The organism is Kitasatospora sp. A2-31 (assembly GCF_022288725.1).
In the GTDB taxonomy this organism is placed as follows: domain Bacteria; phylum Actinomycetota; class Actinomycetes; order Streptomycetales; family Streptomycetaceae; genus Kitasatospora.
In genome coordinates, this window is the sequence record NZ_JAKNTA010000004.1 from 49982 (window position 1) to 66164 (window position 16183).

Consider the following 16183-nt stretch of genomic DNA (forward strand, 5'->3'; position numbering starts at 1 on the left):
GAAGTTGAGCACCTTCACCGCCCCCAAGGGCACCTACGACCTGCTGCCCCCCAGCTCCGCGACCTTCCTGGCGATCCGCGAGCGCATCGCCGCGCCCGCCCGCCGGGCCGGCTACGGCTACATCGAGACCCCGGTCTTCGAGGACGTGAAGCTGTTCTCCCGCGGTGTCGGCGAGTCCACCGACATCGTCACCAAGGAGATGTTCTCGCTCACCCAGCGGGGCAAGGAGGAGCTCGCGCTGCGCCCCGAGGGCACCGCCTCGGTGCTGCGCGCCGCCCTCCAGGCCAACCTGCACAAGCTGGGCAACCTGCCGGTCAAGCTCTGGTACTCGGGTTCCTACTACCGCTACGAGCGCCCGCAGGCCGGCCGGTACCGCCAGTTCTCCCAGGTCGGTGCCGAGGCGATCGGTGCCGAGGACCCGGCGCTGGACGCCGAGCTGATCATCCTGGCCGACGACGCCTTCCGCTCGCTGGGCCTGAGCGACTACACGCTGCTCCTCAACAGCCTCGGCGACAAGCAGTGCCGCCCGGTGTACCGCGCCGCGCTGATCGAGTTCCTCGCCGGCCTGGACCTGGACGAGGACACCCGCCGCCGCGCCGAGATCAACCCGCTGCGCGTCCTCGACGACAAGCGCGAGTCGGTGCAGGCCCAGCTCACCGGCGCCCCGATGCTGCGCGACTTCCTGTGCGAGGCGTGCAAGGAGTACGACGAGAAGGTCCGCGAGCTGCTCACCGCCAACGGCGTGGCCTTCACCGACGACCCGAAGCTCGTCCGCGGCCTGGACTACTACACCCGCACCACCTTCGAGTTCGTGCACAACGGCCTCGGCGCGCAGTCCGCGATCGGCGGCGGCGGCCGCTACGACGGCCTCTCCGAGATGATCGGCGGCCCCGCGCTGCCGTCCGTCGGCTGGGCCCTCGGCGTGGACCGCACCTACCTGGCCCTGGAGGCCGAGGGCGTCGTCCTGGACCTGCCGGCCGCCACCTCCGTGTACGCCGTCGCGCTCGGCGAGGAGGCCAAGAACGTCCTGTTCGCCAAGGTCGTCGAGCTGCGCCGGGCCGGCGTCGCCACCGACCTCGCGTTCGGCGTGAAGACCATCAAGAACGCCATGAAGTCCGCGGACCGGTCCGGCGCCCGCTTCGCCCTGATCGCCGGGGACCGGGACCTCGCCGACGGCGTCGTCCAGCTCAAGGACATGACCACCGGCGAGCAGAACCCCGTCGCCCTCGACGCACTCGTCACCACCCTGAAGGAGAAGCAGCTGTGATCCGCACGCACGACGCGGGCACGCTCCGCCCGGAGCACGCAGGCACCACCGTCACCCTGGCCGGCTGGGTCGCCCGCCGCCGCGACCACGGCGGCGTGGCCTTCATCGACCTGCGCGACGCCTCCGGCACCGTGCAGATCGTGGTCCGCGACCTGGACTCGGTGCACGGCCTGCGCGCCGAGTACTGCGTCAAGGTCGTCGGTGACGTCCGCGTGCGCCCCGAGGGCAACGAGAACCCCGAGATCCCGACCGGCGCCGTCGAGGTCGTGGTCAGCGAGATCGAGGTGCTCTCCGAGGCCGCCCCGCTGCCGTTCCCGGTCGCCGAGTACGAGCCCGGCACGGTCAACGAGGAGGTCCGCCTCCGCTACCGCTACCTGGACCTGCGCCGCGAGGGCCCGGCCAAGGGCCTGCGCCTGCGCTCCAAGGTCAACAACATCATCCGCCGGGTGATGGAGGAGAACGACTACCTCGACATCGAGACGCCGTACCTCACCCGCTCCACCCCCGAGGGCGCCCGCGACTTCCTCGTCCCGGTCCGCCTGCAGCCCGGTCACTGGTACGCGCTGCCGCAGTCGCCCCAGCTGTTCAAGCAGCTGCTGATGGTGGCCGGCATGGAGCGCTACTACCAGATCGCCCGCTGCTTCCGCGACGAGGACTTCCGCGCCGACCGCCAGCCGGAGTTCACCCAGCTGGACATCGAGGCCTCCTTCGTCGACCAGGAGGACATCCTGGCCCTCGGCGAGAAGATCATCGGTGCCGTCTGGCGCGAGGTGCACGGCTACGAGATCCCCAACCCGCTGCCGCGGATGAGCTACGCGGACGCCATGGGCCGCTACGGCTCCGACAAGCCGGACGTCCGCTTCGGTCAGGAACTCACCGACCTCACCGAGTACTTCAAGGGCACCTCGTTCCGCGTCTTCCAGGCCCCGTACGTCGGCGCCGTCGTGATGCCGGGCGGTGCCTCGCAGCCGCGCAAGCAGCTCGACGCCTGGCAGGACTGGGCCAAGGCGCGCGGCGCCAAGGGCCTCGCCTACGTCCTCATCGACGCCGAGACCGGCGAGCTGCGCGGCCCGGTCGCCAAGAACCTCTCCGAGGAGCACCTGGCCGGCCTCGCCGCCGCCGCGGGCGCCAAGAACGGCGACGCGATCTTCTTCGCCGCCGGCAAGGAGCGCCCCTCGCAGGAGCTGCTCGGCGCCGCCCGGCTGGAGATCGGCCGCCGCTGCGAGCTGATCGACGAGTCCCAGTGGGCCTTCCTCTGGGTCGTCGACTTCCCGATGTTCGAGCCGATCGAGGACGACAAGGGCGAGTTCCAGGGCTGGCACGCGGTGCACCACCCCTTCACCGCCCCGACCGCCGAGTCGCTCGCCACCTTCGACACCGACCCGGGCAGCGCGCTCTCCAACGCCTACGACCTGGTGCTCAACGGCTCGGAGCTGGGCGGCGGTTCGATCCGTATCCACCAGCGGGACGTGCAGAAGCGGGCGTTCGACGCGATCGGCCTGTCCGAGGAGGAGGCCGCCTCGCAGTTCGGCTTCCTGCTGGACGCCTTCAACTACGGCCCGCCGCCGCACGGCGGCGTCGCCTTCGGCCTGGACCGGATCGTCACCCTGCTCGGTGGGTACGACACCATCCGGGACGTCATCGCCTTCCCGAAGACGTCCACCGGCGGCGACCCGCTGACCGGCGCCCCCACCCCGATCACCCCGGCGCAGCGACGTGAGGCCGGCGTCGACGCCCAGCCGAAGGTCCGCGAGGACGCGAAGCCCGAGGGCCAGCCCAAGGGCTGATCCCCATCGGCTAACCTTTCACGGCCCCGGACGGCCCACCGCCGTCCGGGGCCCGTCCACAACGGTGTGTGACAGAGGAGAGGGTTCCCCCATGAAGGTGACCACCAGAGTCGAGTCTCCGCAGGACGCCCCCGCCACCAGACGGGTCCACATGGCGGCCTTCCCCGGCCCCGACGAGGCCGACCTGGTGGACGCGCTGCGCCGCGACCCGGCCTGGCTGCCGGACCTGTCGATGGTCGCCGTGGACGAGTCCGGCCTGGTGGTCGGCCACGCGCTGCTCACCCGGCTGCGGATCGGCGACGGCGAGGGCCTCGCGCTCGCGCCGGTGGCGGTCGCCCCCGAGTGGCAGCGCAAGGGCGTCGGCGAGCTCGTCGTCCGGGCCGCGCTGTCCGCCGCCGAGGACGCGGGGGAGAAGCTCGTGGTGGTCCTCGGCGACCCGGGGTACTACGGCCGGTTCGGTTTCCTCCCGGCCCAGCGGCACGAGATCACCGGGCCGTTCGAGGTGCCGGACGCGTACTTCCAGAGCCTCGCCCTGCCGGGCTACGACGGCGCCCCGCGCGGGCTCTGTCGCTACCCGGAGCCCTTCGAGGCCGTCTGAGACCTCGCGTGCGGCCTCACGGGGACGCCTGGGACCTCACGGGACGCCGGGATCCTCACGCGAGGACGGCCGACCCCGCTCCGCGCCCGTCCCGAGTCCGCCCCGGCCCCGCCGCTCGATCCGCGCTAGACCGCCCGGACCGGTGGGACGGCCCGGGCCGCGGGGGCGCTCTCCCGGTCCGGGACCTCCGGCCCGGCCCGGCCGCCGATCGTCGCCCGGCAGCTGCGCACGAACGCGGCCATGGCCGGCGTCAACTCCCGCCCCTTCAGCCAGTAGAGCCCGACCTGGCTCGGGCTCAGCCCCCGCACCGGCCGGTACGCGACGTCCTCCCGTACCGCCAGCCGGCTCATCGTCTCCGGGGCGAAGCCGATGCCCTGACCGCACACCACCGCGGTCAGCCACTCGTCGGCGTTGTGCGCCACCGCGCCGATCCGCACCGGCCGCCCGCCCCGCTCGCGGACCGCCAACCAGTAGTCCCGCCAGGGCCCGGCCTCGTGCGGTATCGCCACGAACGGCTCGTCGAGAAGGTCCGCGAAGTCGATCACCGACCGCCGGGCCAGCGGATGCCCCGCGGGCAGGGCCGCGCAGCGCGGCTCCTCGCCCAGCACCGCGACGTTGTACTGCTCGGACAGCGAGGGCGGGGCGTGCCACAGCGTCAGGTCGATCTCGCCGGTGGCCAGGCCCGAGGTCGGATCGAACCAGTTGTTCTGCCGCAACTCCACCTGCCAGCCGGGCATCCGCCGGGTGAAGTCCGCCACGGTGCGGCGGCTCATCACGTTGATGATGCCGCCCTCGAACCCCACCCGCAGCGTCGAGACCTGCTCGGCCGCCGCCGCCCTGGTGGCCCGCAGCGCGTCCTCCCAGCCGGCCAGCACCGCCCCGGTGTGCTCGGCCAGCGCCCGCCCGGCCGGGGTGGGCGACATGCCCTTGCGCGAGCGCTCGAACAGCTCCACCCCGAGCAGCGCCTCCAGTTGGCGGATCTGCTTGGTCAGGGTCGGCTGGGAGACGAACAGCCGCGCGGCGGCGGCCGTCAGCTGCCCCTCCTCGCATACCACGGCGAAGCTGCGCAGCAGCCGGGTGTCGACATCCATGCCCCAAGGTTATGGAACGGGATATTGGACCGGCCCGGCAGGTCTGGGCCAAGGTTGATCACTCGGCCTGCGGGCCGGTCCACGGGGGAGCCCGGCAGCGGCGGTTCAGGGGGCCGCCGCTGCCGCGCCGGACGTCCGCTGCCCGTACGGGCCGTGCACAGCGCCTACGGTGAGGGATCGTCGGTTCACCGTAGGACGGAGGCACCCGGGTGGCAGCCAAGGAGAGTCGCGAGCACGGCCGTGAGCACAGGCGCGAGCACGACCGTGCGCCGGAGCGGCTGGCGCGGAAGCCGTACGAGCACGAGCTGCTGCGGCTCCAGCACGAGCTGGTGCAGCTCCAGGAGTGGGTCCGTGCCGAGGGCGCCCGGCTGGTGGTCGTCTTCGAGGGGCGCGACGCGGCCGGCAAGGGCGGAGCGATCAAGCGGGTGACGGAGTTTCTGAACCCGCGCATCGCGCGGGTCGTGGCCCTTCCCAAGCCGACCGAGCGCCAGCGCACCCAGTGGTACTTCCAGCGGTACGTGGAGCAGCTGCCGGCCGCCGGGGAGATCGTGCTGTTCGACCGCAGTTGGTACAACCGCGCCGGGGTCGAGAAGGTGATGGGCTTCTGCACCGACGAGGAGCACCGGCAGTTCCTGGACCAGTGCCCGACGTTCGAGCGGATGCTGATCGACTCGGGCATCCTGCTGCGCAAGTACTGGTTCTCGGTCAGCGACACCGAGCAGCAGCGGCGGTTCCGCGACCGGTTGGAGGACCCGATGCGCCGGTGGAAGCTCTCGCCGATGGACCTGGAGTCGATCACCCGCTGGGAGGACTACTCACGGGCCAAGGACGAGATGTTCGCCCGCACCGACACGCCGGAGTCGCCCTGGTACGTGGTGGAGAGCGACGACAAGCGGCGGGCCCGGATCAACATGATCGCCCACCTGCTGTCCGGCCTGCCGTACCGCGAGGTGGCCCCGCCGCGGATCGAGCTGCCGGAACGCCCGCCCTCCCGGGGCTACCGCCGGCCGCCGCGGGAGGCCCAGACGTACGTGCCGGACCACGCGGCGCGGTTGGGCTGACGGGGAGCGGGGTGCGGGGCGCCTCCCGGCGTTCGAGGGCCCGGTGACGGCTCCTCCGAACGGCTCCGTGGCGGTTGCCGCGGCCGGTGCCAGGCCGTCGGATGGACGTGGCCCCGAGGGCAGGGGCGCCGCCGCGGCGCCCGGACGACGTCAGGAGACCCGCCCATGTACGTGCGCACCGGCTACTTCACCGGCGACCCGAGCACCATCGACCAGGCGCTGGACGGCCTGCGCGCCGAGGCCGTCGGGCTGCTCTCCGCCCAGCCCGGCTACCGGGGCTACGGGCTCTTCGCCGACCGGGAGCGCGGCGTGATCATGATGGGCTCCTGGTGGGACACCGCGCAGCACGAGCGGGACAGCGCCGAGCGACTGCGGCAGCGGCGCGACGAGCTGCTGGCGCCGTTCGCCACCACGACCGCCGTCGAGGTGATGGAGGCCACGGTCGTCACGCCGCCGGCGCCGGTCGGCCCGGGCGCCGGCTTCCGGCTGGTCCGGTTCGACATCGAGCCGGACCGGTGCGACGAACTGGCCGAGGGCTTCCGCACCGGCGCGCTGCCCGCCCTGCAGGGGATGGACGGCTTCGTCAGCGCCGCGCTGCTGCTCAACCGCGCGGTGGGCCGCGGCTCGGTGGGCGTGGTCTTCGCGGACCGGGCGACGCTGGCGGCCTCCCGGGGGCCGCAGGCCGCCGCCCGGGCGAAGGCCGCCGCCGCCGGCGCGGCCGTCCGCTCGCTGGAGGAGCTCGACGTGGTCCTGCTGGAGCGCTCGTAGCGCCCGCCCCGGCCGAGGCCCCCGGGGGGCCGGAGCCGGTGGTCGCCCTCGGCCGCGCGGGGCTGTCGGCGCCCTCGCATAGGCTTCCAGTGTGGACGAACCGGACCTCTTCACCGCCGCCGCCGAGGAACGCCAGGCCAGGGAGCCCGGCCGGGCCCCGCTCGCCGTGCGGATGCGCCCGCGGACCCTCGACGAGGTGGCCGGGCAGCGGCAGCTGCTGAAGCCCGGCTCCCCGCTGCGCCGCCTGGTCGCCGGCTCGCGAGGCCCGGCGGCGACCAGTTCGGTGATCCTCTGGGGCCCGCCCGGCACCGGGAAGACCACGCTGGCCCACGTGATCAGCCAGGCCGTCGAGGGCCGGTTCGTCGAGCTGTCGGCCATCACCGCGGGCGTCAAGGAGGTCCGCGCGGTGATCGACGGCGCCCGCCGCGCGGTGGGCATGAGCGGCAAGGAGACGGTGCTCTTCCTGGACGAGATCCACCGCTTCTCCAAGGCGCAGCAGGACTCGCTGCTGCCCGCGGTGGAGAACCGCTGGGTCACCCTGATCGCCGCGACCACCGAGAACCCGTACTTCTCGGTCATCTCCCCGCTGCTGTCGCGCTCCCTGCTGCTCACCCTGGAGTCGCTGACCGACGAGGACATCCGCGCGCTGCTGCGCCGCGCGGTGGCCGACGAGCGCGGCCTGGAGGGCGCGCTCGAGCTGTCCGCGGAGGCCGAGGAGCACCTGGTCCGGCTGGCCGGCGGGGACGCCCGGCGGGCGCTCACCACGCTGGAGGCGGCGGCCGGCGCGGCGCTGGAGAAGGGCGAGGCGAGCATCACGCTGGCCACCACCGAGACGGCGGTGAACCAGGCGGCCGTGCGCTACGACAAGGACGGGGACCAGCACTACGACGTCGCCAGCGCGTTGATCAAGTCGATCCGGGGCAGCGACGTGGACGCCACGCTGCACTACCTGGCCCGGATGATCGAGGCGGGGGAGGACCCGCGGTTCATCGCGCGCCGGCTGATGATCTCGGCCAGTGAGGACGTGGGCCTGGCCGATCCGACCGCGCTGCCCACGGCGGTGGCGGCGGCCCAGGCGGTGGCGCTGATCGGCTTCCCGGAGGCGCGGATCATCCTCTCCCAGGCCGCCATCGCGCTGGCCCTCGCGCCCAAGTCCAACGCCGCCTACCTGGCGATCGACGCGGCGCTGGCGGACGTCCGGCAGGGCCTGGCGGGCGCGGTCCCGCCGCACCTGCGGGACGCCCACTACGGCGGCGCGGGCAAGCTGGGGCACGGGCAGGGCTACCAGTACCCGCACGACCTGCCGGAGGGCATCGCGGCGCAGCAGTACGCGCCGGACGCGGTGCACGGCAAGGAGTACTACCGGCCGACCCGGCACGGCGGGGAGGCCCGCTACGCGGACATCGTCGAGTGGACGAGGGGCCGGCTGAAGGGGGAGTGACCGCCCGCGCCGGTGCGGGCGGGCGGGCGGGAACGGACCGTGCCCCGGGCGTCGGTGCCGGGCGGGAGCGCCCGGCGGCGAGCGGGCGACCGGGAGCGGGTACACTGGCCGGAAGTGCCGTGTCCCGGGACGGCGGCAGGGGTGACCCTGACCGACCGGCCGCACCAGCGGGGCACCGGCGTCGGCCCCCTCGGGGGCCCAGGAGCGTCGCGCACCGTTTCGGTGTCGCGTGCAGCCCACCAGCCCAGGCTCGGTGGGCCACTCGTGTGCAAGCACTCATGTGCCCGGCTCCGGAGAGCGGCTGACCGCATCGCGCAGGCGACGTGGTTTTCTCCGGGTCGCGACGAGCGACCTCCGTCAACACCTGGTGAAGCCGTATTCGTAAGCAAGGAAGGTTTGGTTCATGGCGAACCAGAAGCGTCCCAAGGTCAAGATCGCGCGTGCGCTCGGCGTGCCGCTGACCCCGAAGTCCGTCAAGTACTTCGAGGCCCGCCCGTACCCGCCCGGCCAGCACGGCCGTGGCCGCAAGCAGAACTCGGACTACAAGGTCCGTCTGCTCGAGAAGCAGCGTCTTCGCGCCCAGTACGACCTGAGCGAGAAGCAGCTGTCGCGTGCGTTCGACCGCGCGAAGAAGGCCGAGGGCAAGACCGGTGAGGCGCTCGTCGCCGAGCTGGAGACCCGTCTGGACTCGCTGGTGCTGCGTTCGGGCATCGCCCGCACCATCTACCAGGCCCGCCAGATGGTCGTCCACGGCCACATCGAGGTCAACGGCGGCAAGGTCAACAAGCCGTCGTTCCAGATGAAGCCGGGCTACGTCGTGACCGTTCGCGACCGTAGCAAGGAGAAGGTCCCGTTCCAGGTCGCCCGTGAGGGTGGCTACGCGGGCGAGGGCCAGACCCCGAAGTACCTCGAGGTCAACCTGAAGGCCCTGGCCTTCCGCCTGGACCGTGCGCCGCAGCGCAAGGAGATCCCGGTGATCTGCGACGAGCAGCTCGTCGTCGAGTACTACTCGCGCTGACCCGCGAGCGGTACGCCTGCCGTACCCGGTGAGCCCCGTCGCCTTCCCGGCGACGGGGCTCACCCCTTTCCGGCCGCGGGCGCAGCTCCGGCCCGCTCGCGGTCAGAGCTCCCCGCCGGTCATCGCGGCGGCGAGCCGCAGGTGCGGGCGGGCCTCCTCGGCGCGGCCCTGGCGCTCCAGCGTCCGCCCCAGCATCAGGCGGGCGTAGTCCTCCGCCGGGTCGGCGTCCAGGATCCGGCGCAGCTCGGCCTCGGCGCGGGAGAGCTGGGCGGAGTGGTAGTAGCTGCGCGCCAGGAGCATCCGGACCGAGAGGTTGGCCGGCTCCTCGGCGAGGACGCCCTCCAGCATGCGGGCCGCGTCGGCGAAGGCCTTGGACTCGAAGTGGAACTTCGCGAGGCGGTACTCGTCGGCGGCGGTGTGGATGGCCACGGCTGCTCCTTCCGGATCGGCCCGGCACCGGGGGTGGAACGGTGGCGCCGGGTGGTGCTGCCCGCTCCAGCAATGGACAAGATTCAACTATTCCCCACCGGGGTCGGCTGCGGCGCCGGCGGGGCGGCCCGGGGCCCGGGCCGCGGCCCCGGCCCGTCGGGACGGCCGTCGCCGCCCAGCGCACGGTGCACGGCCGCGTCCAGGTCGAGCCGGGCGCCGAGGGCGAAGCAGTCGGAGAACTCCTGCTCGGTCAGCCCGGTCCGGGCCCGCTCCTCGCAGTCCCGGTGCGGCCCGTTGAAGGTTCGCGAGCCGAAGAACGGCTTGCCCACGGCCTGCCAGATCCGGTGCGCCGCGCCCTGCAGCACCCGGGCCTCGCGCAGGTCGCCCGGTGTGCCCGGCCCGGTCGGCTCGGTCTCCAGCAGCGCGAGCAGGTCGATCGCCAGCACGATGCCGAGCAGGTCGTGGAAGAGGTGGTTCAGCCGCACGCTCTCCCGGGCCTGCGCCCGTGCCAGCCGGACCTCGCCGTTCATCCAGTGCGAGTACGCCAGCGCGTAGAGCCCGTACGCGTACGCCCACTGCTCGCCGTGCTCCTCGCAGAGCTCGCGGACCTGGGCCAGCCACAGCTCGCCGCTCTCCTGGTCGCCCTGGAACAGGTAGGCGATGCCCAGCTCGAACATGGCCATCAGGACGTTGCTGTTGAGCTCGCCGATGGTCCGGTAGTGCCAGAGCGCCTCCTCGAACAGCTCGGCGGCCCGGACCGGTTCGTCACCGATCAGCGCCGCGCAGCCCTGCCGGTGGACGGCGTAGGCGAGGGCCCGGTCGTCCCCGGTGGCCAGCGCCTGGCGGCGACACTCCTCCAGCGCCGGGCGGGCCGCCACCAGGTCGCCCTGGAGGGTGGCCGTGTACCCGGTGACCCAGAGCGCCTTGGCCCGTGCCTCGGTCGGCTCGGGGGCGAGCGCCAGCGCGCGGTCCAGCCAGTGCCGGCCCTCCCCGAGGTGGCCGCAGCCGACCCAGTAGAACCAGAGCGTGCCGGCCAGCAGCAGGGCCAGCTGCTCCTCGCCCGGTTCGGCGAGGGAGAACTCCAGCGCCGCCCGGAGGTTGGCGTGCGCCAGGCCGGTGCGCTCGGCGGTCTCCGCCTGCCGGGGCCCGAACCACTCGACCTCGCCCCAGGTGGCCACCCCGAGGTACCAGTCCCGGTGGCGGCGCAGCAGCCGCCGCTCCTCGCCGGCGGCGCGCAGCCAGTGCAGGCCGTACTCGCGCAGCGTGTCGAGCAGCCGGAAGCGGACGCCGAAGGCGCTCTCCTCGCGCAGCACCACGGACTTGCCGACGAGTTCGGACACCAGGTCGAGCAGGTCGTCCGGCTCCAGGCCCTCGCCGGCGCAGACGTACTCGGCGGCCTCCAGGTCGAAGGCGCCCGCGAAGACGGAGAGGCGCGCCCAGAGTAAACGTTCCTGCACCGTGCAGAGCTCGTGACTCCAACCGATCGTCGTTCGAAGCGTCTGGTGGCGCGGCGGGGCCGTTCTGCAGCCGCCGGTGAGCAGCCGGAAGCGGTCGTCCAGACGGGCGGTGATCTGCTCCACCGAGAGCGCGCGCAGCCGCCCGGCCGCCAGCTCCACCGCCAGCGGGATGCCGTCGAGCCGGCGGCAGAGCTGGGCGACCCCCTCGGCGTTCGCCGGGGTGACCTCGAAGCCCGGCACCGCCGCCCGCGCCCGGTCGGCGAACAGCCGCACCGCGTCCGGGAGCTGGCCCGGCCGCACCGGGCCCACCGGCAGCGGCGCCAGCGTGTACAGGTGCTCGCCCGCCGCCCGCAGCTCCGCCCGGCTGGTGGCCAGCACCCGCAGGCCCGGCAGCGCCCGCAGCAGCGCCTCGGCCAGCTCCGCGCAGGCCGGCACCAGGTGCTCGCAGCCGTCCAGCACGATCAGCAGCCGCTGCCCGGCCAACTGCTCGGTGAGCACGTCCAGCGGCGCCCGGGCGGTGCCGTCGGTCAGCCGGAGCGCCTCCAGCACGGCGTGGCCGAGCAGCAGCGGGTCCTGCACCGGGGAGACCTCGACCAGCCGGGTGCCGTCCGGGAAGGCGCCGGCCGCGCGGGCCGCGGCGCGCAGCGCCAGCCGACTCTTGCCGACCCCTCCCGGGCCGGTCACCGTCACCAGCCGGGCGGCGGCGAGCAGCCGGGCCAGCTCGGTCAGCTCCCGGTGCCGCCCGACGAAGCTGGTCACCTCCGCCGGGAGGCCGCCGGGCGCAGGCCCCCGCGCCGACGCCCCTCCCGGATCCGCTGTCGAGTCACCGGCCAAGCGCTGCTCCTCGGGTCAGGGCCCGGACCCCGCTGGTCCGGGCCTGCGGCGGACCGCATCGGCGGCGGTCCGCCCGGTGGAACGAGGTGACCGAGCGGTGGGTTACGCGCGCCGATCGCACATCCGACCGGATCGGCCGGGCGGGGCGGGGAAGGACCGGGCCGGTCCCGGGCGGCGCGGGCGGCATAACCCGGTCCGGAAACCGGTCATGGTCGCGATAGGGTTCCTTCCGGAGAACAGCAAGGCGAGGGAGCGCACAAGGTGTCCGTGGGAGAGCTGGCCGGCTTGCTCGTAGCCGTCTTCTGGGCGGTCCTGGTCACCCTGCTCGCCGTGGTGCTGGTCCGGCTCTCGCGGGTGCTCAAGGAGGCCACCGTCCTGGTTTCGGCCGTGACCGAACAGGCCGTGCCGCTGCTGACCGAGGCGGGCGCCGCGGTGCGCAGCGCGAACCAGCAGCTGGAGCGGGTGGACGAGATCACCGCCAACGTCCAGGACGCGGCCGCCAACGCCAACGCGCTCTCCTCCACCGTCGCGGCCACCCTGGGCGGGCCGCTGGTCAAGGTCGCGGCCTTCAGCTACGGCGTCCGCAAGGCGGTCGCCAAGCAGAACGGCACCCCGACGCTTCCCTCCCAGCCGGGCGAGCGCGAGGAGCTGGCCCGGCTGATCCGGGCCGAGGTGCGCGCGGCGACCGCGCCCAGGAGCGGTCTGCTCGCCCGGGTCCGGCGCGCGGTGAGGGGCTGACGGCATGGTTCGACGCATCTTCTGGATGGCGGTCGGCGCCGGCGCCACCGTCTGGGCCATGAACAAGGCCAACGAGGCCGTCCACCGGCTCACCCCGGACAGCCTCTCCGGCACCGCCGCGCGCGGTGCGCTGCACCTGGGCGACCTCGCCAAGCAGTTCGCCCAGGACGTGAAGGCCGGCATGGCCGAGCGCGAGGACCAGCTGCGCGAGGACCTCGGACTGGACGGCACCGCCGTCGTCGAGCCCCGCCGCCGCCGGGTGCTGCGCGGCGAGCCGCAGTACCGAGCTATCTCGGCGGCGCCCGGTAGCCCGGCCGCCGCCCTGCCTCCGTCCAGCAGTGCCCGCGCATCGTCGAACGGTGCCCGCCCCACCCCAGCCATCGAAAAGACGCCCCGCCGCGCGCTGCCGCAGCAGGGCGGTACACCGAACCGGAAGGACCACTAATGGAGTCGGCAGAGATCCGCCGCCGCTGGCTGCGCTTCTTCGAGGAGCGCGGCCACACCGTCGTTCCGTCGGCGTCCCTGGTCGCCGACGACCCCACCCTGCTGCTCGTCAACGCCGGCATGGTGCCCTTCAAGCCGTACTTCCTGGGCGAGGTCAAGCCGCAGTTCTCGCGCGCCACCAGCGTCCAGAAGTGCGTGCGCACGCTGGACATCGAGGAGGTCGGGAAGACCACCCGGCACGGCTCCTTCTTCCAGATGTGCGGCAACTTCTCCTTCGGCGACTACTTCAAGGAAGGCGCCATCAAGTTCGCCTGGGAGCTGCTCACCACTCCCGTCGCGGACGGCGGCTACGGCCTGGAGCCGGAGAAGCTCTGGATCACCGTCTACAAGGACGACGACGAGGCCGAGCAGATCTGGCGGGACGTCATCGGTGTGCCCGCCGAGCGCATCCAGCGCCTCGGCATGAAGGACAACTTCTGGTCGATGGGCGTCCCCGGCCCGTGCGGCCCGTGCTCGGAGATCAACTACGACCGCGGCCCCGCGTACGGCGAGGAGGGCGGCCCGGCGGTCAACGGCGAGCGCTACCTGGAGATCTGGAACCTGGTCTTCATGCAGTACGAGCGCGGCCACGGCGACGGCAAGGACGGGTTCGAGATCCTCGGCGACCTGCCGAGCAAGAACATCGACACCGGCCTCGGCCTGGAGCGCCTCGCCGCCATCCTGCAGGGCGTCGACAACCTCTTCGAGATCGACACCAGCCGGATGATCCTCGACCGCGCCGCGGAGCTGACCGGTCACGCCTACGGCGCCGACCACAAGTCGGACGTCTCGCTGCGCGTGGTCACCGACCACATCCGCACCGCCCTGATGCTGGTCGGCGACGGCGTCACCCCCGGCAACGAGGGCCGCGGCTACGTGCTGCGCCGCATCCTGCGTCGTGCCATCCGCAACATGCGCCTGCTGGGCGCCACCGGGCCGGTGGCCAAGGAGCTCATCGACATCGCCATCAAGGCGATGGCTCCGCAGTACCCCGAGCTGGAGACCGACCGCAAGCGCATCGAGACGGTCGTCGTCGGCGAGGAGAACACCTTCCTGCAGACGCTGAAGGCCGGCACCAACCTGCTGGACACCGCGGTCACCGAGACCAAGCAGGCCGGCGGCGCGGTGCTCTCGGGCGAGCAGGCGTTCAAGCTGCACGACACCTACGGCTTCCCGATCGACCTCACCCTGGAGATGGCCGAGGAGCAGGGCCTCCAGGTGGACGAGGCCGGCTTCCGCCGCCTGATGCAGGAGCAGCGCGACCGCGCCAAGGCGGACGCCAAGGCCAAGAAGATGGGCCACGCCGACGTCGCCGCGTACCGCGAGGTCGCCGACAAGTCCGGCGCGAGCGTCTTCACCGGCTACTCCCTCACCGAGGGCGAGGCCACCGTGGTCGGCCTGCTGGTGGACGGCGTCCCGGCGCCGGCCGCCTCCGAGGGCGACGAGGTCGAGATCATCCTCGACCGCACCCCGTTCTACGCCGAGGGCGGCGGCCAGCTCGCCGACCACGGCCGGATCCGGCTGGAGTCCGGCGCGGTCGTCGAGATCCGCGACGTGCAGCAGCCCGTTCCGGGCGTCATCGTGCACTCCGGCGGCGTGCTCTTCGGCGAGGTCGTGCTCGGCGCCTCGGCGTACGCCACGATCGACACCGACCGCCGCCGGGCGATCGCTCGCGCCCACTCGGCCACCCACCTGACCCACCAGGCGCTGCGCGACGCGCTCGGCCCGACGGCCGCCCAGGCCGGCTCCGAGAACGCCCCCGGCCGCTTCCGCTTCGACTTCGGCTCGCCCGCCGCGGTGCCGGGCACCGTGCTGGTCGACGTCGAGCAGAAGATCAACGACGTGCTGGGCCGCGAACTCGACGTCACCGCCGAGGTCATGACGATGGACCAGGCCCGCAAGGCCGGCGCCATCGCGATGTTCGGCGAGAAGTACGGCGACGAGGTGCGGGTCGTCACCATCGGCGACTTCTCCAAGGAGCTCTGCGGTGGCACCCACGTCGGCAACACCGCCCAGCTGGGTCTGGTGAAGCTGCTCGGCGAGTCCTCGATCGGCTCCGGCGTTCGCCGGGTCGAGGCGCTGGTCGGCGTCGACGCGTACAAGTTCCTGGCCCGCGAGCACACCGTGGTCTCCCAGCTCACCGAGCTGGTCAAGGGCCGCCCGGAGGAGCTGCCGGAGAAGATCTCGGGCATGCTCGCCAAGCTCAAGGACGCCGAGAAGGAGATCGAGCGCTTCCGCGCCGAGAAGGTGCTGGCCGCTGCGGCCGGCCTGGCCGACTCGGCCGAGGACGTCCACGGCATCGCCGTGGTCGCCGCCCAGGTCGCCGACGGCACCGGCGCGGACGAGCTGCGCAAGCTGGTCCTGGACGTGCGCGGCCGCCTGGGCTCGCGCCCGGCCGTGGTCGCCGCCTTCACCGTGGCCAACGACCGCCCGCTGACCGTGATCGCCACCAATGAGGACGCCCGAGGCCGCGGCATCAAGGCCGGCGAGCTGGTCCGGGTCGCCGCCAAGACCCTCGGCGGCGGCGGTGGCGGCAAGGACGACGTCGCCCAGGGCGGCGGCTCCAACCCCGCCGCGGTCGGCGAGGCCATCGCCGCGGTGCGCGGCCTGGTCGCGGAGCGCGCCTCCTGATGGACGAGCCGCAGGTCGAGGAGCGGCCCTTCCGGCGCGGGCGCCGGATCGCCGTCGACGTCGGTGACGCCCGGATCGGGGTCGCGTCCTGCGACCCCGACGGGGTGCTCGCCACGCCGGTGGAGACCGTCCCCGCCGGGGTGAAGTCCCAGGCCAGGATCGGCGCGATCGTCGACGAGTACGGCGCGATCGAGGTGATCGTCGGTCTGCCGCGCTCGCTCAGCGGCAAGGAGGGCCCGGCGGCGGAGAAGGTCCGCGCCTACGCGGCCCGGCTCGCCAACCGGGTCTACCCGGTGCCGGTGCGGCTGGTGGACGAGCGGATGTCCACCGTCACCGCGACCCACGGCCTGCGGGCCTCCGGGGTCAAGGCGAAGAAGGGCCGCTCCGTGGTCGACCAGGCCGCCGCGGTGGTGATCCTGCAGTCGGCGCTTGAAGCCGAACGGGTGAGCGGACGGCCCCCCGGTGAGAGCGTCGAGGCGACCGGCTGACCGGCCTGTTCTAACGTCCCGGTGAGGGGCCCGTGCGGACGCGTCCGCACGGGCCCCTCGCTTTCCGCTTCCGGGACCGCCGAGGGGGCGCA

At 73.3% G+C, this 16183-nt stretch carries 14 protein-coding genes; 11 read left to right on the forward strand and 3 right to left on the reverse strand.

What is annotated here, in order from left to right:
- Window positions 1-4 precede the first annotated feature (4 nt).
- The 3 genes from hisS (at window position 5) to MCM47_RS12605 (ending at window position 3652) form a co-directional block, all read left to right on the forward strand.
- A complete protein-coding gene (hisS, locus tag MCM47_RS12595) occupies window positions 5-1267 on the forward strand; it encodes a histidine--tRNA ligase (RefSeq protein ID WP_238861594.1) in 1263 nt (420 codons plus the stop codon).
- The gene (aspS, locus tag MCM47_RS12600; protein ID WP_238861596.1) at window positions 1264-3054 is read left to right on the forward strand and encodes an aspartate--tRNA ligase; all 1791 of its coding nucleotides are present in this window, start codon (window positions 1264-1266) and stop codon (window positions 3052-3054) included. Before hisS ends, aspS begins: the two co-directional genes overlap by 4 nt.
- A gap of 91 nt (window positions 3055-3145) precedes the next feature.
- Complete coding sequence (locus MCM47_RS12605) at window positions 3146-3652, forward strand: GNAT family N-acetyltransferase (protein ID WP_238861598.1); 507 nt, start codon at window positions 3146-3148, stop codon at window positions 3650-3652.
- 125 nt (window positions 3653-3777) lie between these two features.
- On the opposite strand, the gene MCM47_RS12610 is transcribed toward MCM47_RS12605, so the two are convergent.
- Complete coding sequence (locus MCM47_RS12610; RefSeq protein WP_238861600.1) at window positions 3778-4743, reverse strand: LysR family transcriptional regulator; 966 nt, start codon at window positions 4741-4743, stop codon at window positions 3778-3780.
- A 278-nt stretch (window positions 4744-5021) separates the two neighbouring features.
- Here MCM47_RS12610 and ppk2 point away from each other — a divergent pair, with 278 nt between their 5' ends.
- From ppk2 to rpsD, 4 genes are all read left to right on the forward strand, one after another.
- On the forward strand, window positions 5022-5804 hold the full coding sequence (gene ppk2 / locus MCM47_RS12615; protein ID WP_238862126.1) for a polyphosphate kinase 2: 783 nt from the start codon (window positions 5022-5024) through the stop codon (window positions 5802-5804).
- Between the two features lie 165 nt (window positions 5805-5969).
- Entirely contained in the window at window positions 5970-6572 is a 603-nt protein-coding gene (locus MCM47_RS12620; protein WP_238861603.1) for a hypothetical protein, read from the forward strand.
- Window positions 6573-6663: 91 nt separating this feature from the next.
- Window positions 6664-8013, forward strand: coding sequence for a replication-associated recombination protein A (locus MCM47_RS12625; RefSeq protein WP_238861605.1), 1350 nt, complete (start codon window positions 6664-6666; stop codon window positions 8011-8013).
- A gap of 403 nt (window positions 8014-8416) precedes the next feature.
- Window positions 8417-9031 (forward strand): 30S ribosomal protein S4, encoded by a 615-nt coding sequence (rpsD, locus tag MCM47_RS12630; RefSeq protein ID WP_238861607.1) that lies wholly within the window; start codon window positions 8417-8419, stop codon window positions 9029-9031.
- 102 nt (window positions 9032-9133) lie between these two features.
- On the opposite strand, the gene MCM47_RS12635 is transcribed toward rpsD, so the two are convergent.
- Window positions 9134-9454 carry a tetratricopeptide repeat protein gene (locus tag MCM47_RS12635; RefSeq protein ID WP_374209128.1) on the reverse strand — a complete coding sequence of 107 codons (321 nt, stop codon included), beginning with the start codon at window positions 9452-9454 and terminating at the stop codon, window positions 9134-9136.
- A gap of 89 nt (window positions 9455-9543) precedes the next feature.
- Window positions 9544-11676, reverse strand: coding sequence for a regulator (locus tag MCM47_RS12640; RefSeq protein WP_238861616.1), 2133 nt, complete (start codon window positions 11674-11676; stop codon window positions 9544-9546).
- A 336-nt stretch (window positions 11677-12012) separates the two neighbouring features.
- Here MCM47_RS12640 and MCM47_RS12645 point away from each other — a divergent pair, with 336 nt between their 5' ends.
- Genes MCM47_RS12645 through ruvX form a run of 4 tightly spaced genes read left to right on the forward strand, consistent with a single transcriptional unit; the run spans window position 12013 to window position 16091 of the window.
- On the forward strand, window positions 12013-12489 hold the full coding sequence (locus MCM47_RS12645; protein WP_238861618.1) for a DUF948 domain-containing protein: 477 nt from the start codon (window positions 12013-12015) through the stop codon (window positions 12487-12489).
- Window positions 12490-12493: 4 nt separating this feature from the next.
- Window positions 12494-12934, forward strand: a complete 441-nt coding sequence (locus tag MCM47_RS12650; protein ID WP_238861621.1) for a DUF6167 family protein — start codon at window positions 12494-12496, stop codon at window positions 12932-12934.
- A complete protein-coding gene (alaS, locus tag MCM47_RS12655; RefSeq protein ID WP_238861623.1) occupies window positions 12934-15603 on the forward strand; it encodes an alanine--tRNA ligase in 2670 nt (889 codons plus the stop codon). Before MCM47_RS12650 ends, alaS begins: the two co-directional genes overlap by 1 nt.
- The gene (ruvX, locus tag MCM47_RS12660; RefSeq protein WP_238861625.1) at window positions 15603-16091 is read left to right on the forward strand and encodes a Holliday junction resolvase RuvX; all 489 of its coding nucleotides are present in this window, start codon (window positions 15603-15605) and stop codon (window positions 16089-16091) included. Before alaS ends, ruvX begins: the two co-directional genes overlap by 1 nt.
- The last annotated feature ends 92 nt before the right edge of the window (window positions 16092-16183 follow it).